This window comes from Streptomyces sp. NPDC014861 (genome assembly GCF_043081625.1).
GTDB lineage: Bacteria > Actinomycetota > Actinomycetes > Streptomycetales > Streptomycetaceae > Streptomyces.
Map to the genome: position 1 here is coordinate 56,475 of NZ_JBIBWV010000023.1, position 22,316 is coordinate 78,790.

The following is a 22,316-nucleotide window of genomic DNA, read 5'->3' on the forward strand; positions in this document are numbered from 1 at the left end:
GAGGGGGCGACGTGCGGATCAGAGCAGGGCGGCGCGCGGTCCGTCCGGCTGCTCCAGACGCCGCTCGGTGATCGAACGGGCGAGCTCGGAGGACTCCGCCTCGGAGAGCCTGCGGAAGCCCTCGTCGGTGATGACGGTGACGATCGGGAAGATGCGGCGGGCCAGGTCCGGGCCGCCGGTCGCCGAGTCGTCGTCCGCGGCGTCGTACAGCGCCTGCACGACCAGCGTGGTCGCCTGCTGCTCGGTGAGGTCCTCGCGGTACAGCTTCTTCATGGAGCCGCGGGCGAAGATCGAACCCGAGCCGGTGGCGGCGTAGCCGTGCTCCTCGGAGCGTCCGCCGGTGACGTCGTAGGAGAAGATCCGGCCCTTCTCGCGGCCCTCGTCCCAGCCGGCGAAGAGCGGGACGACGGCGAGGCCCTGCATGGCCATGCCGAGGTTGCTCCGGATCATGGTGGAGAGGCGGTTCGCCTTGCCCTCCAGGGAGAGCGTGGCGCCCTCCACCTTCTCGAAGTGCTCCAGCTCCAGCTGGAAGAGCTTGACCATCTCGACGGCGAGGCCCGCGGTGCCGGCGATGCCGACCGCGGAGTACTCGTCCGCCGGGAACACCTTCTCGATGTCCCGCTGGGCGATCATGTTGCCCATGGTGGCCCGCCGGTCACCCGCGAGCACCACGCCCCCCGGGAACGTGGCCGCCACGATGGTGGTGCCGTGCGGCGCCTCGACGATCCCGTCCGGCAGCTTCCGGTTGCCCGGCAGCATCTCCGGCGAGTGGTCGGCGAGGAAGTCGATGAAGGACGAGGACCCCGGCGTCAGGAAGGCTGCCGGTAGACGCCCTGTGCTACGAGTGTTGGGTTCCACAGGTTTCCTTCCACATAAGCGGCTGCACGCCTGATGACGTCTGGCCGATCCTTGAGCTGCCCCAGAGCCGCGTTGCAGCTGAAGCACAGTACGCCTCGGACCTTACCCGTCCGATGATCGTGATCCACATGTTCCGCCGGACCCTCCTGGCAGATCACGCAGACCCCGCCCTGGTCGGCGATCATCTGATCACGTTGGGCTTCGGTGATGCCGTACTTACGCTTGAAGTAGCTGGCTCGATTACGCTGCGCCCGACACGCCCGGCAATAGCTGGACCAACCGTCCGAGCTGGTTTTGTTCGGCTCCCAGTCCGCGTGGGGCTTGACCTCCACGCACTGGGGACACCGCTTGTGGCCGGACGGCACGGGCACCTTGACCCGCACCGTCCGCCCCGCCGCCTCCTGCCGCGCCTTGTAGTGCGCGGCCTGACACTCCCGGCAGTACGCCTGCAATCCATCCCGCATGGCACGGTTGCCGGCGAATGCATCGCGCGACTGCACCCGGCGACAGCGTGAGCACCGCTTCATGCCTTGCGGCACCGAATTGACCACGAGCCCCCCCACTCACCTTCGATTCGAAGGCGAGGCGACCTTACTGTCCACCCTTTTGCACGAATGACCTCACGAAATCCTCGGCATTCTCTTCCAAGACGTCGTCGATCTCGTCGAGGACGGAGTCCACGTCTTCGCTCAGCTTCTCCTGGCGCTCCTGGAGGTCGGAGCTCGCCTCCGTGGTGGTCTCCTCGACCTCCTCCGTGGAACGCGTCGCCTTCTGCTGTCCGCCGCCGGTGTCCTTGGTCGCCATATCCCTCACCCCGCTCGAATCGGCCCGCTCGGTTGAGTCCGTTACAAGATCAGACCCTACAATCCGGGTCCGATTTCGGCCTCATGATTTCCTGGTTTCTCTCCCGTATCCGGGCGCTGATCCCATCATTCCCAGCGCCCGCCCGTTTCAGGCCCCTGATCGGACGCGGAATCATCCGCCCGAAAGGACCCGGACCAGCTCTTCCGCCGTACGGCAGCGGTCCAGCAGGCTCCCCACATGGGCCTTGGTGCCGCGCAGCGGCTCCAGGGTCGGGACCCGCTGCAGCGAGTCGCGGCCCGGCAGGTCGAAGATCACCGAGTCCCAGGAGGCCGCGGCGACGTCGTCGGCGTACTGATCCAGGCACCGGCCCCGGAAATAGGCCCTGGTGTCCTCCGGCGGCGCCGCCTCGGCCCGCTCCACCTCGGCCTCGTCCAGGAGCCGCTTCATGCGCCCCCGGGCCACCAGACGGTTGTACAGGCCCTTGTCGGGGCGCACGTCCGCGTACTGGAGGTCGACCAGGTGCAGCCGCGCCGCGTCCCAGTCCACGCCGTCGCGGCGCCGGTACCCCTCCATGAGCTCCCGCTTGGCGATCCAGTCCAGCTCGCCGGCGAGGCTCATCGGGTCGTTCTCCAGCCGGCCCAGCGTGTCCTCCCAGCGGGCCAGGACGTCCTTGGTCTGCTCGTCGGCGTCCGCGCCGTACCGCTCGTCCACGTACTTCCTGGCCAGCTCGAAGTACTCCATCTGGAGCTGGACGGCGGTGAGTGTCCGGCCGCTGCGCAGGGTGACGAGGTACTGGAGCGTGGGGTCGTGGGAGACGTGGTGGAGGGTGCGGACGGGCTGGTCGACGGCGAGGTCGACGGTGATGAAGCCGTCCTCGATCATGGAGAGCACGAGGGCGGTGGTGCCCAGCTTGAGGTAGGTGGAGATCTCGGAGAGGTTGGCGTCCCCGATGATCACGTGCAGCCGACGGTACTTCTCGGCGTCGGCGTGCGGTTCGTCGCGGGTGTTGATGATGGGCCGCTTGAGGGTGGTCTCCAGGCCGACCTCGACCTCGAAGTAGTCGGCGCGCTGGCTGATCTGGAAGCCGTTCTCGCGCCCGTCCTGCCCGATGCCGACCCGGCCGGCGCCGGTGACGACCTGGCGGGAGACGAAGAAGGGCGTCAGGTGGCGCACGATGTCCGAGAAGGGGGTCTCCCGCTTCATCAGGTAGTTCTCGTGCGTGCCGTAGGAGGCGCCCTTGTTGTCCGTGTTGTTCTTGTAGAGGTGGATCGGCTGGGCGCCGGGGAGCTGGGCGGCGCGCTCGGCCGCCTCGGCCATGATCCGCTCGCCGGCCTTGTCCCAGAGGACGGCGTCGCGCGGGTTGGTGACCTCGGGGGCGCTGTACTCGGGGTGGGCGTGGTCCACGTAGAGCCGGGCGCCGTTGGTGAGGATGACGTTGGCGAGGCCGATGTCCTCGTCGGTGAGCTGGCTGGAGTCGGCGGCCTCGCGGGCGAGGTCGAAGCCGCGGGCGTCCCGCAGCGGGTTCTCCTCCTCGAAGTCCCAGCGGGCGCGGCGCGCCCGGTGCATCGCCGCGGCGTAGGCGTTGACGATCTGGGACGAGGTGAGCATGGCATTGGCGTTCGGGTGTCCGGGGACGGAGATCCCGTACTCCGTCTCGATGCCCATTACTCGCCGTACGGTCATGCGGCCCTCCTTGCCCGGCGGCGCTCAGTGCGCGACTCGGCGGTACCGAAGAGCCTAGAGCGGCTCCGCGCTGGTGGGGAGATCACTTGCGGTATTTCCCGGAGAGTGGCCGGGAGTTTTCCGGTGCGAATGCGACGGCTGCGGATGCCCGGTTTCCGGACATCCGCAGCCGGGGTGCGCTTTTACAGGTACTGGCCGGTGTTGGCCACCGTGTCGATGGAGCGCCCGGTGTCCGCGCCCTGCTTTCCGGTGACGAGGGTGCGGATGAAGACGATCCGCTCGCCCTTCTTTCCGGAGATTCGGGCCCAGTCGTCGGGGTTGGTGGTGTTGGGCAGGTCCTCGTTCTCCTTGAACTCGTCCACGCAGGCCTGGAGGAGGTGGGAGACGCGGATGCCCTTCTGGTCGTGGTCGAGGAATGCCTTGATGGCCATCTTCTTGGCCCGGTCGACGATGTTCTGGATCATCGCGCCGGAGTTGAAGTCCTTGAAGTACAGGACTTCCTTGTCACCATTGGCGTACGTGACTTCGAGGAAGCGGTTCTCCTCGGATTCGGCGTACATCTGCTCGACGACGGACTGGATCATTCCGTTGGCGGCGGCGGCCTTCGAGCCGCTGTGCTCGGAGACGTCGTCCGTGTGGAGCGGGAGGTTGGCGGTGAGGTACTTCGCGAAGATGTCCTTCGCGGCCTCGGCGTCCGGGCGCTCGATCTTGATCTTCACGTCGAGCCGGCCGGGGCGGAGGATCGCGGGGTCGATCATGTCCTCGCGGTTGGAGGCGCCGATCACGATCACGTTCTCCAGGCCCTCGACGCCGTCGATCTCGGCGAGGAGCTGGGGGACGATGGTGTTCTCGACGTCGGAGCTGACGCCGGATCCGCGGGTGCGGAAGAGCGATTCCATCTCGTCGAAGAAGACGATGACGGGAGTGCCCTCGCTGGCCTTCTCACGGGCCCGCTGGAAGACCAGGCGGATGTGCCGCTCGGTCTCGCCGACGTACTTGTTGAGGAGCTCGGGGCCCTTGATGTTGAGGAAGTAGGACTTCCCCGCGGGCTGGCCGGTGACCTCGGCGACCTTCTTGGCCAGGGAGTTCGCGACGGCCTTGGCGATGAGCGTCTTGCCGCAGCCGGGCGGCCCGTAGAGCAGGATGCCCTTGGGCGGCCGCAGTTCGTGCTCCTTGAAGAGGTCGGGGTAGAGGTACGGGAGCTCGACCGCGTCGCGGATCAGCTCGATCTGGTTGCCCAGACCGCCGATCTTCTCGTAGTCGACGTCCGGGACCTCTTCGAGGACGAGCTCCTCGACCTCGCTCTTGGGCACGACCTCGTACACGTAGCCCGACCGGGAGTCGAAGAGCAGGGCGTCGCCGGGGCGGATGGTGACGTCCAGCAGAGGCTCGGCGAGCCTCACCACCCGCTCCTCGTCGGTGTGCCCGACCACCAGGGCGCGCTCGCCGTCCTCGAGGATCTCCTTGAGGGTGACGATGTCCCCGGCGCGCTCGAACTCCATGGCCTCGACCACGTTGAGCGCCTCGTTGAGCATGACTTCCTGGCCGCGCCGGAGCTCCTCGAGCTCGACGCTCGGGCTGACGTTCACCCGGAGCTTGCGGCCCCCGGTGATGATGTCGCACGTGCCGTCCTCGTTCGCCTGCAGGAAGACACCGAAACCCGCCGGCGGCTGCGCGAGCCGGTCGACCTCCTCCTTGAGGGCCACGATCTGGTCGCGTGCCTCACGGAGCGTGTTCGCCAGCCTTTCGTTCTGCCCGGACACGCCGGCCAGGTTCGTCTGCAGCTCGACGATCCGCTCTTCGAGAATCCTCGTGTGTCGCGGAGAGTCGGCGAGCTTGCGGCGCAGGACGGCGATTTCCTGCTCGAGATAGGCAACCTGGCCGGCGGGGTCTTCAGACCCTCGCCCCGGCCGGATGCCGCGGTTGATGTCGTCGTCGTGGGCTGCCACGGTCCTCACCTCCTCCAAGGGGAGCTGGACGCATCCTGACCCTACCTGCGTGGGTGATGATTGAAACCCCTAGATCAAAAAGACTCCGGGGTGTGTCCGATCTTCACCCTTGCGCTTCCCCTCTCGCCAGGGGAATACCCACCCTTCACGCTCTGAAAGCGGGCAGTTGTATCGTCGTGAGGGGTCAACACCCGCGGGTCGCGGCCTCAATTGTCCGCGCGGAGCAGAAACGGCAGAAGAGATGAGCGTGCAGCACGAGGCGCCGGCCGAAGGGGCCGAGGAGGCCCTGGAGGTCTGGATCGATCAGGACCTGTGCACCGGGGACGGGATCTGCGCGCAATACGCCCCCGAGGTGTTCGAGCTGGACATCGACGGGCTCGCGTATGTGAAGAGCGCGGACGACGAGCTGCTCCAGGACGCGGGGGCGACGACACCGGTGCCGCTGCCGCTGCTCCAGGACGTGGTGGACTCGGCGAAGGAGTGCCCGGGCGACTGCATCCATGTGCGGCGGGTCCGGGACCGGGTCGAGGTGTACGGCCCCGACGCGGAGTAGCGTCAGGCGCCGCGCGCCTCCGCGCCCGCGGTGCGGACGAAGGCGCCGCCGGTCCACTCCCAGCCGACCTGCTCCTTCTCGTCGGGGCAGCAGCTGGGGACGTCGACCGACGAGTAGCCGAGCAGGGTCGCGCGGACGGCTCCGTCGCGGATCGCGAGGCCGGTGACGCTGCGCTGCTCGCGCGGGTCGACGAGAGTGGCCACCACGCGCGCGGGGGGTGTGCCGCCGCGCCCGAGGGTGAGGACGTACAGCCCGGCGGGCGGGGTTCCGGATCCGGCTTCGCAGTGTACGACCGCAACGGTCTCGGGGTTCTTGTCGCCGTCCAGGTCGCCGCTGACCCGCTGCACGACCCGGTGTTCCGCTCCCCCGCACCGAAGGGGGTAGGCGGCCGTCTCGGGATCGGGTGCGGCGGCCGGGCGCGGTGCCTGCGGGGCTGGTGCGGCGGTCGCGGTGGCGGGGCCGGCCTCGGCGGTCCGGGGCGCGAGGGCGCCGGCCAGGGCGACGACCGCGGCGGTCGCGGTGGCGGTGGCCAGCCAGTGCAGCGGCCGGGCGTGGGTGTGTGCGAGGTCCACGGGGTCCGGGGCGGCGGAGGGCTGCACGCGAGACGTCTCCTGTGAGGGTCGTGCCGAGGGGTTGCGGGCATCGTGCCACACGTCACAGGCCCGCGGAACAGCCGGGGGGTCTCGAACAGGGGTGCCGAACGCGACGACGCCGCCGCCCGGTTCCCCGCGGCGCGGGGTGGTGGGCGGCGGCGTCGGCCGGAGTGCTGTCGGAGTGTCAGCCCTTGTTGGGGCCGTCGTAGTCCTCGCCGTAGGCGCCCTTGGCGGGGCGGCGGCGGCGCATCGGGGGCTCCACGCCGTCCGCGAGGCGGCGGGCGGTGACGAGGAAGCCGGTGTGGCCGATCATGCGGTGATCGGGCCGGACGGCCAGGCCCTCGACGTGCCAGTTGCGGATCATGGACTCCCAGGGCTGCGGCTCGGCGTAGCAGCCGATCTCGCGGATGGACTCCACGGTGCGCGCGAGCTGGGTGGTGGTGGCCACGTAGCAGCAGAGGATGCCGCCGGGGACGAGCGACTTGGAGACGGCCTCCAGGCACTCCCAGGGGGCGAGCATGTCGAGGATGACCCGGTCGACGTCGGTGTCGGTCAGGTTGTCCTGGAGGTCGCCGACGGTCAGCTGCCAGGCCGGGTGGGGGCCGCCGAAGTAGCGCTCGACGTTGCCCTTCGCGATCTCGGCGAAGTCCTCGCGGCGCTCGTAGGAGTGCAGCATGCCGCTGTCGCCGATGGCGCGGAGCAGGAAGCTGCTGAGCGAGCCGGAACCCACGCCGGCCTCCACGACGCGCGCGCCGGGGAAGATGTCGGCGAAGGCGAGGATCTGTCCCGCGTCCTTCGGGTAGACCACGGCGGCGCCGCGGGGCATGGACAGGACGTAGTCGGGGAGCAGGGGGCGCAGCGCGAGGTAGGCCACGTTTCCGGTGGTGCGGACAACGCTGCCCTCGGGAGCGCCGATCAGCTCGTCGTGCGGGAAGGAACCCTTGTGGGTGTGGAAGTTCTTTCCCTCTTCGAGCGTGAACGTGTAGTGGCGGCCCTTGGGGTCGGTCAGCTGAACCTGGTCCCCGACCTTGAAGGGCCCGCGTCGGCGGGCGGCACCGGTCGGTTCGGACATGTGAACAAGAGTACCGGGCTCACGAGGAGGGTCGTGCCATGGCCTTCACGAAGGCGCGCTCGACGTCCGTGGTGGCGAGGACGCCGTAGATCTCGCCGGTCTCCTCGACCACGAGGTACTCGGTGGCGGGGGTGGCGCGGAGGTGGTCGAGGAGGGGCTGGCCGGTGAGTTCGGCGGGGACCCGCATGCCGGGGTTGAGGTCCTGGGCGAGGGTGGTGACGGCGACCCAGGGGCGTCGGTGCTGGGGGACGGCGGCGATGGCGGCCTCGCGGACGATGCCGGTGGGGCTGCCGGTGCCGTCGACGACGACGAGCGCGCGGGCTCCGGCCTCGTTGGCGCGGCGGAGGGCCTCGGAGAGGGGGGTGCCGGGCTCGACGGGGACGGCACGGCGGGTGAGGGCGCGGGCGCGGAGGTCGGGGAGGTGTTCGCGGAGGCGGGCCATGCGGAGGCTGTTGCCGGCGCCGGTCCAGATGATGGCGGCCAGGATGGCGGCGAGGAGGGCGTCGGTGACGGTGGTGAAGCCGTCGATGGCGGCGGTGGAGTTGCCGAGCCAGCCGGTGCGGGTGAGGAGGGGGAGGCCGATGAGGACGGTGACGGCGAGGGCGCGGCCGACCCAGGCGGCGGCGACGGTGCCGCTCATGGGCTTGCCGGTGATCTTCCAGATGACGGCGCGGAGCATCCGGCCGCCGTCGAGGGGGAGGCCGGGGAGGAGGTTGAAGATCGCGACGATGAGGTTGGAGATCATCAGGCCGGCGAGGAGGACGCCGGGCACGGTGCCGGGTTCGACGGCGTGCATGGCGAGGTAGAAGAGGCCGGCGAGGACGAGGGAGAGGAGGGGGCCGACGAAGGCGAGGACGAATTCGCGGCCGGGGGTCTCGGACTCCTTCTCGATCTCGGAGACGCCGCCGAAGAACTGGAGCTGGATGCGCCGCACGGGGAGCTTGAAGCGGAGGGCGGCGATGGTGTGGGCGAGCTCGTGGACGAGGACGGAGGCGTAGAAGGCGACGGCGAAGAAGAGGGAGACGAGGTAGCGGGCGGCGCCGAGTTCGGGGAGGACCCGCTCGATCTGGTCGCCGAAGACCCAGGTGATGAGGGCGGCGACGAGGAACCAGCTGGGGGCGACGTAGACGGGCACGCCGAAGGGTCGGCCCATGAGGATCCCGCCGCCGGGTTCCTCGGTCCGCTGCGGCTTGGGCTCGTCCTGGTTCACGGGTTCCTCTCGTCGCCGGGTGACCGCGCCGGTGTGTCACGGATCGATCATGCAGCGCGACGGGTCATGCGTCGATGGTATGCGGCTCGCTGTCGGTGGCGGGCCGTAGGGTCTGTGTCATGAGTACGAGCGAGCGGCTCCCGGAGGGGCCCCGGGCGCCCATGTCGCTGTCGCCGTCGCGGGCGAGCGACTTCATGCAGTGTCCCCTGTTGTACCGGTTCCGGGTGATCGACCGGCTGCCGGAGAAGCCGAGCGCGGCGGCGACGCGGGGGACGCTGGTGCACGCGGTGCTGGAGCGGCTCTTCGACGATCCGGCGGCGGAGCGGACGGTGCCGCGGGCGAAGGGGATGATCCCGGGCCAGTGGGACCGGCTGCTGGAGTCGCGGCCGGAGCTGGGCGAGCTGTTCGCGGACGATCCGGCGGGTGAGCGGCTGGGGCAGTGGCTGGCGGAGGCCGAGGCGCTGGTGGAGCGGTGGTTCACGCTGGAGGATCCGGTGCGTCTGGAGCCGGCGGAGCGTGAGCTGTTCGTGGAGGCGGAGCTGGAGTCGGGGCTGCGGCTGCGCGGGGTGATCGACCGGGTGGACGTGGCGCCGACGGGCGAGGTGCGGATCGTCGACTACAAGACGGGGAAGGCGCCGCGGCCGGAGTACAGCGAGGGCGCGCTGTTCCAGATGACGTTCTACGCGCTGGTGGTGTGGCGGCTGAAGGGCGTGATCCCCCGGCGGCTGCAGCTGGTCTATCTGGGCAGCGGGGACGTGCTGACGTACGACCCGGTGGAGGCGGATCTGCGACGGGTGGAGCGGAAGCTGCACGCGCTGTGGGACGCGATCCGGACGGCGACGGAGTCGGGTGACTGGCGGCCTCGGCCGACGAAGCTGTGCGGCTGGTGCGATCACCGGGCGGTGTGTCCCGAGTTCGGGGGGACTCCCCCGGTGTACCCGCTGGAGATCGTTTCCGCGCGCCCGCCGGAGTCGGGCGAAGGGGCGCAGGGCAGAATGGGCGGGGACCGGCCCGCCTCGTGAAGGAGCCCCTGTGACGATTCGCGTCCTCCTGGTGGACGACCAGCCGCTGCTGCGCACCGGCTTCCGGATGATTCTGGAGGCGGAGCAGGACCTCACGGTGGTGGGCGAGGCCGGTGACGGTCTGCAGGCGCTGGACCAGGTGCGCGCGCTCCAGCCGGACGTGGTGCTGATGGACATCCGGATGCCGCGGATGGACGGGGTGGAGGCGACCCGGCAGATCACCGGTCCCGGCCGGGACGGGCCGGCGAAGGTGCTGGTGCTGACCACCTTCGACCTGGACGAGTACGTGGTGGAGGCGCTGCGGGCGGGGGCGAGCGGCTTTCTTCTGAAGGACGCCCCGGCGAACGAGCTGGTGCAGGCGATCCGGGTGGTGGCGGCGGGCGAGGCGATGCTGGCTCCGTCGATCACGAGGCGGCTGCTCGACAAGTACTCGGCGCATCTGCCGACCGGTGAGGAGCAGGTGCCGGACATGTTGGGCACGCTGACCGACCGCGAGGTGGAGGTGCTGAAGCTGGTGGCCCGCGGCTTGTCGAACGCGGAGATCGCGGCGGATCTGTTCGTCAGCGAGACGACGGTGAAGACGCATGTGGGTCATGTGCTGACGAAGCTGGGGCTGCGCGACCGGGTGCAGGCCGCGGTGTACGCGTACGAGAGCGGTCTGGTGCGTCCGGGCGGCAACGGCCAGTAGCGGAGCGGTGGTACGGGAAGGGCCCGGTGCGTTCGGCGTGCACCGGGCCCTTCGGCGTACCCGCGGGGGCGGCTCCTCCGCGTACCCGCCAGGGGTCAGCTCTTGCGGATCTCCCAGAAGCGGAAGACGGTCGACGCGTCGAGGGTCCATTCGAGGCCGGTGATGCCGTCGCGGGTGACGGCGTACTGCTTGCCCTGCCAGAGCGGGAGGAAGGGGACCTCGTCGGCGACGGCGTCCTGGATGGCGCGGTACTCCTCGTCGGTGGCGGAGCGGTCGGCGGTGGCGGCGGTCTTCGGCAGGAGGGTGCCGGTGATCTTCTTGTTCTCGTAGTGGTTGGCGAGGACGTTGCCCTCGCCGAAGAAGGGGGCGGTGAAGTTGTCGGCGTCGGGGTAGTCGGGGACCCAGCCCTTGACGTAGACGCCGTACTTGCCGGCGGCGATGTCCTTCTCGTACTGCTCGAAGGGGACGGACTTCACGTCGGCGTCGAAGAGGCCGCTGGCGTTGAGCTGGCCGGCGATGGCCTTGAGCTCGGCGTCGGTGGAGGGGCCGTAGCGGCTGGGGGTGGACCAGAGGGTGAGGGTGACCTTGTCCTTGATGCCCGCGCCGCGGAGGGCCTTCTTGGCCTTGGCGGCGTCGGGGGCGCCGTAGGTGTCGAAGAAGGCGGTGTTGTGGCCGTTGATGCCGGCCGGGACGATCGAGTAGAGCGGCGTGGCGGTCGACTTGTAGATGTCCTCGACGAGGGCGTCGCGGTCGACGAGCTGGGCTATCGCCCTGCGGACCGCGGGCTTGCCGGCGACGGGGTCCTTCATGTTGAAGACGAGGTGCTGGACCTCGGCGCTGCTGCCCTGGACGATCTGGACGGCGTGGTCGTCGGTGGAGGTCTCCAGCTCGGAGATGTCCGCGGCGGACAGGCCTCGGTAGGCGATGTCGAGGTCGCCGGCCTTGAACGCCTGGGCGAGGGCGGTGCGGTCGCCCTGGTAGAGCTTGAGGGCGACGCGGTCGTTGCGGCGTTCGGCGGCGCCCTGGTAGCCGGTGTTGGCGGAGAAGGCGGCTTCGGTGTCGCTGAGGGAGTCCAGCTTGTACGGGCCGGAGCCGACGGCCTTGCCGTCGGTGCGGAGGCCGTCGGCGGGGTACTCGCGGTGGTCGACGATGGAGCCGGCGCCGGAGGCGATCTTGCTGGGGAAGGTGGCGTCCGGGACCTTGAGACGGAAGATGACGGTCCGCTCGTCGGGGGTCTCGATGGTGTCGATGGTGGAGAGCAGCGGTGCCGGGCCGGAGGGGTCGGCGATCTTCAGGGAGCGCTCGAAGGAGAACTTGACGTCCTCGGAGGTGAGCGGGTTGCCGTTGGAGAACTTCAGGCCGGGGCGGAGGGTGCAGGTGTAGACGGTGCTGCGGTCGTCGAAGCCGCACTGTTCGGCGGCTTCGGGCTCGGGCAGGGTGCCGCCCTTGGGGAAGGCGAGGAGGGACTGGAAGACGTTGTTGAACAGCAGCCAGGAGCCGGGGTCGTAGCCGGCGGCCGGGTCGGTCGCCAGGATCTCGTCGGACATGCCGACGCGGATCGCGTCGGCGCTGTCGGAGCCCGACCCCTGCTCGGTGCCGCAGCCGCCGAGGAGGGCGGCGGAGAGGCCCGCGGCGAGCGGGGCGGTCAGCCACTTGTGGTGCGTCTTCACAGAACTTGCCTCGTGATCTCTTGCCAGGCCGGCCGCGCGTGGCTGCGCGGCCGGTACAACGAAGGGGTCAGGCGGTGGTGCCGCGGCTCAGTTCCCAGAGCAGCAGGTCGGAGGAGGTGTTGAGGGCGTACTCGACTCCGTTGAGGTCGTCGCGGGCGGCGACGTACTGCTTGCCCTGCCAGAGCGGCAGGACGGGCACGTCCCGGGCGACGATCTTCTGGATCTGCTGGTAGAGGGGGCCTGCGGCGGTGCGGTCGGCCTCGCGGCGGGAGCTCGGGATGAGCCGGTCGCGGACGGTCCTGTCGACGTAGGGGGTGCCGAGGAAGTTGTCGCTGTCGAGGAAGGGCGCGACGTAGTTGTCGGGGTCCGGGTAGTCGGGGAACCAGCCGAGGCCGTAGACGGCGTAGTCGCCGCGGCGCTGGGCGGGGCGGAACTCGGACCAGGCGGTGCCCTTGACGGTGACGTCGAAGAGTTCGCTCGCGACGAGCTGGTTCTTCAGCGTCGCGAACTCCTGGGCGGTCTCGGCGCCGTAGTGGTCGGTGGTGTAGTTGAGGGTGAGCTTGACCGGGGTCTTGACGCCGGCCTTGCGGAGGAGGGCGGCGGCGCGGTCGCGGTCGCCCTCGCCGTACTCCTCGTAGAAGGGGGTGGTGTGGCCGGTGATGCTGGAGGGGATCAGCGAGTAGAGCGGCTCGGCGGTGGGGCCGTAGACCCGGTTGACGAGGGCGCCGCGGTCGACGACGGCGGCCATGGCCTGGCGGACGGCCTTCTCCTCGACGCCCGGGGCCTTGGTGTTGAAGCCGAGGTAGCGGATCTCCAGGCCGGGGACCTCGGAGACGCGGATGCCCTCGCTCGGGTTCTCGGTGAGGTCCCGGATCTGCTGCTGGGAGAGCGAGCGGGCCATCATGTCGATGTCCTTGCCCTCCAGGGCCTTCCCCATGGCGCCGGAGTCGGCGTAGGCGCGGAGCTCGACCTGCTCGTTGCGGGGGGTGATGTCGCCCTTGTAGCGGGGGTTGCGGGAGAAGACGAAGCGGACGGCCTGGTCGCCTTCCTGCTCGGCCTTGAGGGTGTACGGGCCGGAGCCGTCCACCTGGAAGCCCTCGCGCAGCGCGTCGGCGGCGTACTTGTCCTTGCTGAGGATGCCGGCGACGGGGGTGGAGAGCTTGTACGGGAAGGTGGCGTCGGGGGCGTTGAGGTGGAAGACGACCTCGCGGTCGCCCTTGGTCTCGACGGTGTCGACGGTCGACAGGAGAGCGGCGGCGCCGTTGTCGGACTTGATCTTCCGGACCCGGTCGATGGAGTACTTGACGTCCTCGGCGGTGACCGGCGTGCCGTCGGCGAAGGTGAGGCCGGAGCGCAGGACGCAGCGGTAGCTCTCGCTGGCCTTGTCGGTGAAGTCGCAGCTCTCGGCGGCCTCGGGGACGGGGTGACCGCCGCCGCGGGGGACGTGGACGAGGGTCTGGACGGTCTGGCGGAGGACGTTCCAGGCGCCGGTGTCGTAGGCGTAGGCCGGGTCGAGGGGGGCGGGGGCCTCCTCGGTGGCGACGAACTTGTCGGTGGTTCCGACGACGATGGCTCTGCCGTCCTCTCCCGCGCCGCAGGCGGCGAGCAGCGGGGCGAGCAGTCCGGCGACGGCCGGCAGCACCAAGGTCTTGCGGTTCATCAAGGGTCGTTCTCCTCAGCCGGCCTGGGGTACAGCGGTCATGACGAGACTCCGCCGACGGCCGCCCGGTCGGGGCGGGAGCGATCGGGCCGGGAAGTTGCGATCGGTCCTGTGTTCTCGGCGACTTGGGTATGCGCCGGCGCACGCGGTGATAGCGGCGAAGTACTCGCGAAAGATTAGTGCGCGGCGTCGGCATTGCCGGACGCGGTGGCCGGTGGGCAGTAATCGCAGAGTGATCATGAATACGGCCGCTTCGATAGTCATGCGGTGCGCGAGGCGGACGGTAACGAGCGAACCAGGACACAAGGGTGCGGCGGATGTCCGCATTCCGGGCACCGAACGGGGTCAGGCCACCCTTCGATGAGCACGCTGGGTGACCAAGGTCACGCGGCTGCAATGCGAAGGGTGGCCTGAACCAAATGCATGGAAGGTATGCGCGGACGGGCGGGAGAGCGTCACGGAAGGCGGTCTCCGTGAATACCCGGGGTAATCCTCAGGGAAAGCTCAAATTCAGCTGGGATTCCGCTCAGATTCCGGAGACGAGGGTCCTCAGGAAGGGGACGTCCACTTCTTCGAGGGACCGGACCACGACCCTGCCGGGCAGGGCGGGGATCGGCGTGACGGAGGGCACGGCGACGACCCGGCAGCCGGCCGCCTCGGCGGCGGCCACGCCGGTCGCGGTGTCCTCGATGACGGCGCAGAAGACGGGGTCGGCGCCGACGCCGCGGGCGGCGGTCAGGTACGGCTCCGGGTGCGGCTTGGTGCGGGCGACCTCGTCGCCGGCGACGGTGAGGTGGAAGCGGTCGCGGCCGACGGACTCCAGGACCCGGTCGATGATCCGCCGGTGGGAGGCGGAGACGAGGGCGGTGGGGATGGCGTGCCGGGCCAGTTCGGTGAGCAATCGCTCGGCGCCGGGCATGAGGGGGACGCCGCGGTCGATACGCTGCTCGAACTTGTCGTTGAGCAGGACGGTGAGCTCGGCGAGGGTGATGTCGGCACCGGTCGACTCGATCAGGTAGCCCGCGCTGCGGGTCATGGGGCCGCCGACGACGATGTCCCGCCATGACTCGTCGAGCCGGTGTCCGAGGTCGGCGAAGACCTCGACCTCGGCGTCCCACCAGAAGCCCTCGGTGTCGACGAGGGTCCCGTCCATGTCGAGGAAGACCGCCTGCAGGGCGGAGCTTCCGTTGGCGCGGAACAGGGACGCGGGGACCGTACTGGTCATCCGGCACACCTCCATGGAGGGACGGAAAGGCCGGCCCCCACTCCCGGTACGGGGAGGAGGACCGGCCTGCACTGGACCGACCAGTGTACGTCTCGATCTCCCGTGGCGCCGCTATTTGCCGTCCGGCGTCAGCGGACGGTCATCGGCGGGTCACCGGGCGTTGAAGTACTTCGCCTCGGGGTGGTGGATGACGATGGCGTCGGTGGACTGCTCGGGGTGGAGCTGGAACTCCTCGGAGAGGTGCACCCCGATCCGCTCCGGTCGGAGCAGTTCGGCGATCTTGGCGCGGTCCTCCAGGTCCGGGCAGGCTCCGTAGCCTAGGGAGAAGCGGGCGCCGCGGTACTTGAGGGCGAACATGTCCTCCACCGCCTCCGGGTCCTCACCGGCGAACCCCAGCTCGGCGCGCACGCGCGCGTGCCAGTACTCGGCCAGGGCCTCGGCGAGCTGCACGGAGAGGCCGTGGAGTTCGAGGTAGTCGCGGTAGGCGTCGGCGGCGAAGAGCTCTGCGGTGGCCTCGCCGATCCTGGAGCCGACCGTCACCACCTGGAGTCCGACGACGTCGGTCTCGCCGGACTCCTCGGGACGGAAGAAGTCCGCGAGGCACAGGCGCCGGCCGCGGCGCTGGCGGGGGAAGGTGAAACGCGTCCGCTCGTTGCCGGAGTCGTCGAGGATGATCAGGTCGTCGCCCTTGGACACGCACGGGAAGTAGCCGTGGACGACGGCCGCTTCCAGCAGGTTCTCGGTGTGCAGGCGCTCCAGCCAGCCCCGCAGTCGCGGCCGGCCCTCGCTCTCCACCAGCTCCTCGTACGACGGCCCGTCACCGGCCCGGTTCTGCTTCAGCCCCCACTGGCCCTTGAACAACGCGTCCTCGTCCAGCCATGACGCGTAGTCCTTGAGCGGGATGCCCTTGACGACGCGGGTGTCCCAGAACGGCGGGGTGGGGACGGGGTTGTCGACGGAGACGTCGGAGCGGCCGCCGGGCTCCGGCTCCTCGACCTGCAGGACAGCCGATCCCTTGGCGACCCGCCGCTGCTTCAGTTCGGGCAGTACGGCTCCGGGGACGCCGCGCTTCACGGCAATCAGGGCGTCCATCAGGCGCAGGCCCTCGAAGGCGTCCCGGGCGTAGCGGACCTCGCCCTGGTAGATCTCGTGGAGGTCCTGCTCGACGTAGGCCCGGGTGAGGGCGGCGCCGCCGAGGATGACGGGGTACTTGGCGGCCAGGTCGCGCTGGTTGAGCTCCTCCAGGTTCTCCTTCATGATCACGGTGGACTTGACCAGGAGACCGGACATGCCGATGACGTCGGCGGCGTGTTCCTCGGCGGCCTCCAGGATGGCGGAGACAGGCTGCTTGATGCCGATGTTGACGACGTTGTAGCCGTTGTTGGACAGGATGATGTCGACGAGGTTCTTGCCGATGTCGTGGACGTCACCGCGGACCGTGGCGAGGACGATGGTGCCCTTGCCCTCGGCGTCCGTCTTCTCCATGTGCGGCTCCAGATGCGCCACCGCCGTCTTCATGACCTCGGCGGACTGGAGCACGAACGGCAGCTGCATCTGGCCCGAGCCGAACAGCTCACCGACCGTCTTCATCCCGTCGAGGAGGATGTTGTTGACGATGTCCAGGGCCGGGGTGGTGGTCAGGGCCTCGTCGAGGTCGGCCTCCAGGCCGTTCTTCTCCCCGTCGATGATCCGCCGCTTCAGCCGCTCCTCCAGCGGCAGCGCCGCCAGCTCCTCCGCCTTGCCCGCCTTCAGCGACTTGGCCGTCGCGCCCTCGAACAGCGCCATCAGCTTCTGCAGCGGGTCATAACCCTCCGCACGCCGGTCGTAGATCAGATCGAGAGCGGTCGTGACCTGCTCCTCGTCGAACCGCGCGATCGGCAGGATCTTCGACGCGTGCACGATCGCCGAGTCCAGACCCGCCTTCACACACTCGTCCAGGAACACCGAGTTCAGCAGGATCCGGGCCGCCGGGTTCAGACCGAAGGAGATGTTCGACAGACCCAGCGTCGTCTGCACCTGCGGATGGCGCCGCTTCAGCTCCCGGATCGCCTCGATCGTCGCGATCCCGTCCTTACGGGACTCCTCCTGACCCGTGCAGATCGTGAACGTCAGCGTGTCGATGAGGATGTCCGACTCGTGGATCCCCCAGTTGCCGGTCAGATCACCGATCAGACGCTGCGCGATCGCCACCTTGTTCTCGACCGTGCGGGCCTGGCCCTCCTCGTCGATCGTCAGAGCGATCAGCGCCGCACCATGCTCCTGCGCCAGCCGGGTGACCTTCGCGAACCGGGACTCCGGCCCGTCGCCGTCCTCGTAGTTGACCGAGTTGATGACCGCCCGGCCCCCCAGCTTCTCCAGACCCGCCCGCAGGACCTCCACCTCGGTGGAATCCAGCACGATCGGCAGGGTGGACGCGGTCGCGAAACGCCCCGCCAGCTCCTCCATGTCCGCCACACCGTCGCGGCCCACGTAGTCGACACACAGGTCGAGCATGTGCGCGCCCTCGCGGATCTGGTCCCGCGCCATCTCCACGCAGTCGTCCCACCGGGCCTCCAGCATGGCCTCGCGGAACTTCTTCGACCCGTTCGCGTTCGTCCGCTCCCCGATCGCCATGTACGAGGTGTCCTGCCGGAACGGCACCGTCTGGTACAGCGACGCCGCACCCGGCTCCGGACGCGGATCACGCACCGCAGGCGTGAGACCCCGCACCCGCTCCACCACCTGACGCAGATGCTCCGGCGTCGTACCGCAACAGCCGCCGACCAGCGAAAGCCCGTACTCGCGGACGAAGGACTCCTGGGCGTCGGCGAGCTCGGTCGCGGAGAGCGGGTAGTGGGCGCCGTCGGAGGTGAGGACGGGCAGGCCGGCGTTGGGCATGACCGAGAGCGGGATCCGGGAGTGCCGGGCCAGGTAGCGGAGGTGCTCGCTCATCTCGGCGGGGCCGGTGGCGCAGTTCAGGCCGATCATGTCGATGCCCAGCGGCTCCAGGGCCGTCAGAGCGGCCCCGATCTCCGAGCCGAGGAGCATGGTGCCGGTGGTCTCGACGGTGACGGAGACGATGAGCGGCACGTCGGCGCCGAGCGCTTCGAGGGCGCGGCGGGCGCCGATGACGGACGCCTTGGTCTGGAGGAGGTCCTGGGTGGTCTCGACGATCAGCGCGTCGGAGCCGCCGGTGAGGAGGCCCTCGGCGTTCTGCTGGTAGGCGTCGCGCAGGACGGTGTACGGGGCGTGGCCGAGGGTCGGCAGCTTGGTGCCGGGGCCGATGGAGCCGAGGACCCAGCGCTGGCGCCCGTCGGCGGCCGTGAACTCGTCCGCGACCTCGCGGGCGACGCGGGCGCCTGCTTCGGAGAGCTCCAGGACGCGGTGGGCGATGTCGTACTCGCCGAGGGCCGCGTGGTTGGCGCCGAAGGTGTTGGTCTCGACGCAGTCGACGCCCGCGGCGAAGTACTCGCGGTGGACGTTCGCGACGATGTCGGGCCGGGTGAGGCTGAGGATCTCGTTGCAGCCTTCGAGGTTCTCGAAGTCCTCCAGGCTGGGGTCCTGCGCCTGCAGCATGGTGCCCATGGCTCCGTCGGCGACGACGACGCGCGTGGCGAGGGCCTCGCGGAGGGCGGCGGCGCGGCTCCGGCTGTCGGCGGAGACGGAAGGGGTCGGCGACGAGGCCATGAAGGAGCTCCCTGGGATGCGACGGCTGTCGGCTTTGCACCCTTGGCACAGGGCGCACGGGGTCAGCGTAACCGCGGATCGGCCGGGTGGGCACGGCGTCCCACGTGGCGGACGGCATCCTTTGTGCGAGGACTCCCGGTGTGGCCCCTTCTTCGAGGACACTGTCAGGTGCGAGGCAAGGTCGGCATGGACCGATAGTGTTCAGCATTGTCGAACGTCGGTATGTGTGCGTACGTGAGGGAGAAGGGCCGGGCGATGGCGAAGAACATCCAGTCGCTTGAACGGGCGGCGGCGATGCTGCGACTGCTCGCGGGTGGCGAGCGCCGGCTCGGACTGTCCGACATCGCGTCCTCGCTCGGGCTGGCCAAGGGCACCGCCCACGGGATCCTGCGCACCCTCCAGGCCGAGGGCTTCGTGGAGCAGGACGCGCCCTCGGGCCGGTACCAGCTGGGGGCCGAGCTGCTGCGGCTCGGCAACAGCTATCTGGACGTGCACGAGCTGCGGGCGCGGGCGCTGGTGTGGACGGACGACCTGGCGCGGTCGAGCGGGGAGAGCGTGCACCTGGGGGTGCTGCACCAGTCGGGCGTGCTGATCGTGCACCACGTCTTCCGGCCGGACGACAGCCGGCAGGTCCTGGAGGTGGGGGCGATGCAGCCGCTGCACTCCACGGCGCTGGGCAAGGTGCTGTCGGCGTACGACCCGGTGGCGCACAGCGAGGTCGTGGAGGTGGAGCGGGAGTCGTTCACCCCGCGCACGGTCACCGAGCTGGCGGAGTTCGAGTCGCTGCTGGACATGACGCGGGCGCGCGGCTGGGCGGCGGACGTGGAGGAGACCTGGGAGGGCGTGGCGTCGGTGGCGGCGCCGATCCACGACCGGCGCCGGATGCCGGTGGGCGCGGTGGCGGTCACCGGGGCGGTGGAGCGGCTCTGCCCGGCCGGGGAGCTGCGCCCGGAGCTGGTGGCGGCGGTGCGGGACTGCGCCCGGGCGGTCTCCCGGGATCTGGGGGCGGGCCGCTTCTGAGCCTGCGCCGAGGGGGCCGGTGACCTGGTCCGCACGGAGAGCGAACCCGTCGGTAACGATCGCGTTATCGGCGGGTTTTTCGTTTCCCGGACCCTTGACGCGCTGTTAACCCCGGGGCAAAACTTCCGTTCATCGGTCGACATTGTCGAACACCTAACGGAAATACGCGTTAGAGTGTGGCAGTGCCAAGGGCCGTGGACGCCCTCACACGAGGGCGCGGACCACCGGGGCGAACCGGGGTTCGCCATCCCCTGGACGAAGGACAAAGGAGTCGCGGGTGTCCAGCTCCGACATCTTCCTCGGCGAGACCATCGGTACCGCCGTACTCATCCTGCTCGGCGGCGGAGTCTGCGCCGCCGTCACGCTCAAGAGCTCCAAGGCCCGTGGCGCGGGCTGGCTCGCGATCACCTTCGGGTGGGGCTTCGCCGTCATGACGGCGGTCTACATGACCGCTTCCCTCTCGGGAGCCCATCTGAACCCCGCCGTCACCGTCGGCATCGCCGTCAAGGACGGCGCGTGGGGCGACGTGCCCGTCTACATCGCCGGCCAGATGCTCGGCGCGATGATCGGCGCCGCCCTGGTCTGGGTCGCCTACTACGGACAGTTCCGGGCCCACCTCACCGACCCGGAGACGCTCGGCGAGAAGCCCGTCGAGGGCCCGGGACCCGTGCTCGGCATCTTCTCCACCGGCCCCGAGATCCGGAACACCTGGCAGAACCTCGCCACCGAGATCATCGGCACGGTCGTGCTCGTCCTCGCCGTGCTCACCCAGGGCCTCAACGACAGCGGCAAGGGCCTCGGCGTCCTCGGCGCCCTGATCACGGCCTTCGTCGTGGTCTCGATCGGCCTCTCGCTCGGCGGCCCGACCGGCTACGCGATCAACCCGGCGCGCGACCTCGGCCCCCGCATCGTGCACGCCCTGCTGCCGCTGCCGAACAAGGGCGGCTCCGACTGGAGCTACGCCTGGATCCCGGTCGCCGGTCCGCTGATCGGTGGAGCCCTCGCGGCGGGTATCTACAACATCGCGTTCGCCTGAGCCGTACGCCCGCACCCGTGACGCCGAAGAGCAACGAGCCGTCCTTCCCAGACCTCACTTGGAGCACACCGTGACCGACGCCCACACCGCCGGCCCCTTCATCGCCGCCATCGACCAGGGCACCACCTCGTCCCGCTGCATCGTCTTCGACAAGGACGGCCGGATCGTCTCGGTCGACCAGAAGGAGCACGAGCAGATCTTCCCGAAGCCGGGCTGGGTCGAGCACGACGCCACCGAGATCTGGACCAACGTCCAGGAGGTCGTCGCCGGCGCCATCGTCAAGGCCGGCATCACCGCCGCCGACGTCAAGGCCATCGGCATCACCAACCAGCGCGAGACCACGCTGATGTGGGACAAGCACACCGGCGAGCCCGTCCACAACGCGCTCGTCTGGCAGGACACCCGCACCGACGCCCTCTGCAAGGAGCTCGGCCGCAACGTCGGCCAGGACCGCTTCCGCCGCGAGACCGGCCTCCCGCTCGCCTCCTACTTCTCCGGCCCGAAGGTCCGCTGGCTGCTCGACAACGTCGAGGGCCTGCGCGAGCGCGCCGAGCGCGGCGACATCCTCTTCGGCACCATGGACTCCTGGGTCATCTGGAACCTCACCGGCGGCACCGAGGGCGGCGTCCACGTCACCGACGTCACCAACGCCTCCCGCACCCTCCTGATGAACCTCCACGAGATGTCCTGGGACGAGCGCATCCTCCAGTCCATCGACATCCCGGCCGCCGTCCTCCCCGAGATCCGCTCCTCCGCCGAGGTGTACGGCACGGTCAAGGGCGGCGTCCTCGACGGCGTCCCGGTGGCCTCCGCGCTCGGCGACCAGCAGGCCGCCCTCTTCGGCCAGACCTGTTTCGCCGAGGGCGAGGCCAAGTCGACGTACGGCACCGGCACCTTCATGCTGATGAACACCGGCGACAAGATCATCAACTCCTACAGCGGCCTGCTGACCACCGTCGGCTACCAGATCGGCGACGCCAAGCCGGTCTACGCCCTGGAGGGCTCCATCGCCGTCACCGGCTCGCTCGTCCAGTGGATGCGCGACCAGATGGGCCTGATCAAGTCCGCCGCCGAGATCGAGACCCTGGCCTCCTCCGTCGAGGACAACGGCGGCGCCTACTTCGTGCCCGCCTTCTCCGGCCTCTTCGCCCCGTACTGGCGCTCCGACGCCCGCGGCGTGATCGCCGGCCTCACCCGGTACGTCACCAAGGCGCACATCGCCCGTGCCGTCCTGGAGGCCACCGCCTGGCAGACCCGCGAGATCACCGACGCCATGACCAAGGACTCCGGCGTCGAGCTGACCGCGCTCAAGGTCGACGGCGGCATGACCTCCAACAACCTGCTGATGCAGACCCTCTCGGACTTCCTGGACGCCCCCGTGGTGCGCCCCATGGTCGCCGAGACCACCTGCCTCGGTGCCGCCTACGCCGCCGGCCTCGCCGTCGGCTTCTGGCCGGACACCGACGCGCTGCGCGCCAACTGGCGCCGTGCCGCGGAGTGGACCCCGCGCATGGACGCCGACCGGCGCGACAGCGAGTACAAGAACTGGCTCAAGGCCGTGGAGCGCTCCATGGGCTGGCTCGAAGAAGAGAAGTGACGAGGAGTAG

General features: G+C 69.7%; 18 protein-coding genes. 6 read left to right on the forward strand and 12 right to left on the reverse strand.

Going from position 1 to position 22,316, the window contains the following annotated elements; translation table 11 throughout:
• Positions 1–18: 18 nt before the first annotated feature.
• From prcB to arc, 5 genes are all read right to left on the reverse strand, one after another.
• Entirely contained in the window at positions 19–858 is an 840-nt protein-coding gene (prcB, locus tag ACF1BN_RS30930) for a proteasome subunit beta (RefSeq protein ID WP_392334892.1), read from the reverse strand.
• Positions 810–1,385 (reverse strand): endonuclease VII domain-containing protein, encoded by a 576-nt coding sequence (locus ACF1BN_RS30935; RefSeq protein WP_392334944.1) that lies wholly within the window; start codon positions 1,383–1,385, stop codon positions 810–812. Before ACF1BN_RS30935 ends, prcB begins: the two co-directional genes overlap by 49 nt.
• 64 nt (positions 1,386–1,449) lie before the next feature.
• Positions 1,450–1,662: a ubiquitin-like protein Pup gene (locus ACF1BN_RS30940; RefSeq protein WP_053194491.1), complete on the reverse strand. Its 213-nt coding sequence runs from the start codon at positions 1,660–1,662 to the stop codon at positions 1,450–1,452.
• Positions 1,663–1,833: 171 nt separating this feature from the next.
• On the reverse strand, positions 1,834–3,345 hold the full coding sequence (gene dop, locus ACF1BN_RS30945) for a depupylase/deamidase Dop (RefSeq protein WP_392334893.1): 1,512 nt from the start codon (positions 3,343–3,345) through the stop codon (positions 1,834–1,836).
• A gap of 182 nt (positions 3,346–3,527) precedes the next feature.
• A complete protein-coding gene (gene arc, locus ACF1BN_RS30950) occupies positions 3,528–5,294 on the reverse strand; it encodes a proteasome ATPase (RefSeq protein WP_392334894.1) in 1,767 nt (588 codons plus the stop codon).
• 241 nt (positions 5,295–5,535) lie between these two features.
• On the opposite strand from arc, the gene ACF1BN_RS30955 reads away from it, so the two are divergent.
• A complete protein-coding gene (locus ACF1BN_RS30955; protein ID WP_384670181.1) occupies positions 5,536–5,847 on the forward strand; it encodes a ferredoxin in 312 nt (103 codons plus the stop codon).
• 2 nt (positions 5,848–5,849) lie between these two features.
• Here the strand turns inward: ACF1BN_RS30955 and ACF1BN_RS30960 are convergent, their stop codons facing one another.
• The 3 genes from ACF1BN_RS30960 to ACF1BN_RS30970 all read right to left on the reverse strand — a co-directional run bounded on the left by ACF1BN_RS30960 (position 5,850) and on the right by ACF1BN_RS30970 (position 8,665).
• Entirely contained in the window at positions 5,850–6,446 is a 597-nt protein-coding gene (locus ACF1BN_RS30960; protein WP_392334895.1) for a hypothetical protein, read from the reverse strand.
• 178 nt (positions 6,447–6,624) lie between these two features.
• Entirely contained in the window at positions 6,625–7,512 is an 888-nt protein-coding gene (locus ACF1BN_RS30965; protein ID WP_031013975.1) for a tRNA (adenine-N1)-methyltransferase, read from the reverse strand.
• A 19-nt stretch (positions 7,513–7,531) separates the two neighbouring features.
• The gene (locus ACF1BN_RS30970) at positions 7,532–8,665 is read right to left on the reverse strand and encodes a site-2 protease family protein (RefSeq protein WP_392334945.1); all 1,134 of its coding nucleotides are present in this window, start codon (positions 8,663–8,665) and stop codon (positions 7,532–7,534) included.
• A 176-nt stretch (positions 8,666–8,841) separates the two neighbouring features.
• On the opposite strand from ACF1BN_RS30970, the gene ACF1BN_RS30975 reads away from it, so the two are divergent.
• A complete protein-coding gene (locus ACF1BN_RS30975) occupies positions 8,842–9,744 on the forward strand; it encodes a RecB family exonuclease (protein ID WP_392334896.1) in 903 nt (300 codons plus the stop codon).
• A gap of 10 nt (positions 9,745–9,754) precedes the next feature.
• The gene (locus ACF1BN_RS30980; RefSeq protein WP_392334897.1) at positions 9,755–10,432 is read left to right on the forward strand and encodes a response regulator; all 678 of its coding nucleotides are present in this window, start codon (positions 9,755–9,757) and stop codon (positions 10,430–10,432) included.
• Positions 10,433–10,527: 95 nt separating this feature from the next.
• Here the strand turns inward: ACF1BN_RS30980 and ACF1BN_RS30985 are convergent, their stop codons facing one another.
• From ACF1BN_RS30985 to metH, 4 genes are all read right to left on the reverse strand, one after another.
• Positions 10,528–12,102 (reverse strand): ABC transporter substrate-binding protein, encoded by a 1,575-nt coding sequence (locus tag ACF1BN_RS30985; RefSeq protein WP_392334898.1) that lies wholly within the window; start codon positions 12,100–12,102, stop codon positions 10,528–10,530.
• Positions 12,103–12,169: 67 nt separating this feature from the next.
• The gene (locus ACF1BN_RS30990) at positions 12,170–13,762 is read right to left on the reverse strand and encodes an ABC transporter substrate-binding protein (protein ID WP_392334899.1); all 1,593 of its coding nucleotides are present in this window, start codon (positions 13,760–13,762) and stop codon (positions 12,170–12,172) included.
• 526 nt (positions 13,763–14,288) lie between these two features.
• Positions 14,289–14,987, reverse strand: coding sequence for an HAD family hydrolase (locus ACF1BN_RS30995; protein WP_392334900.1), 699 nt, complete (start codon positions 14,985–14,987; stop codon positions 14,289–14,291).
• Between the two features lie 150 nt (positions 14,988–15,137).
• Positions 15,138–18,653 carry a methionine synthase gene (metH, locus tag ACF1BN_RS31000; protein ID WP_392334901.1) on the reverse strand — a complete coding sequence of 1,172 codons (3,516 nt, stop codon included), beginning with the start codon at positions 18,651–18,653 and terminating at the stop codon, positions 15,138–15,140.
• 255 nt (positions 18,654–18,908) lie between these two features.
• Here metH and ACF1BN_RS31005 point away from each other — a divergent pair, with 255 nt between their 5' ends.
• The 3 genes from ACF1BN_RS31005 to glpK all read left to right on the forward strand — a co-directional run bounded on the left by ACF1BN_RS31005 (position 18,909) and on the right by glpK (position 22,306).
• On the forward strand, positions 18,909–19,673 hold the full coding sequence (locus ACF1BN_RS31005; protein ID WP_392334902.1) for an IclR family transcriptional regulator: 765 nt from the start codon (positions 18,909–18,911) through the stop codon (positions 19,671–19,673).
• A gap of 277 nt (positions 19,674–19,950) precedes the next feature.
• Positions 19,951–20,709 (forward strand): MIP/aquaporin family protein, encoded by a 759-nt coding sequence (locus ACF1BN_RS31010; protein WP_392334903.1) that lies wholly within the window; start codon positions 19,951–19,953, stop codon positions 20,707–20,709.
• A gap of 70 nt (positions 20,710–20,779) precedes the next feature.
• Positions 20,780–22,306, forward strand: coding sequence for a glycerol kinase GlpK (gene glpK / locus ACF1BN_RS31015; RefSeq protein WP_392334904.1), 1,527 nt, complete (start codon positions 20,780–20,782; stop codon positions 22,304–22,306).
• Positions 22,307–22,316 lie beyond the last annotated feature (10 nt).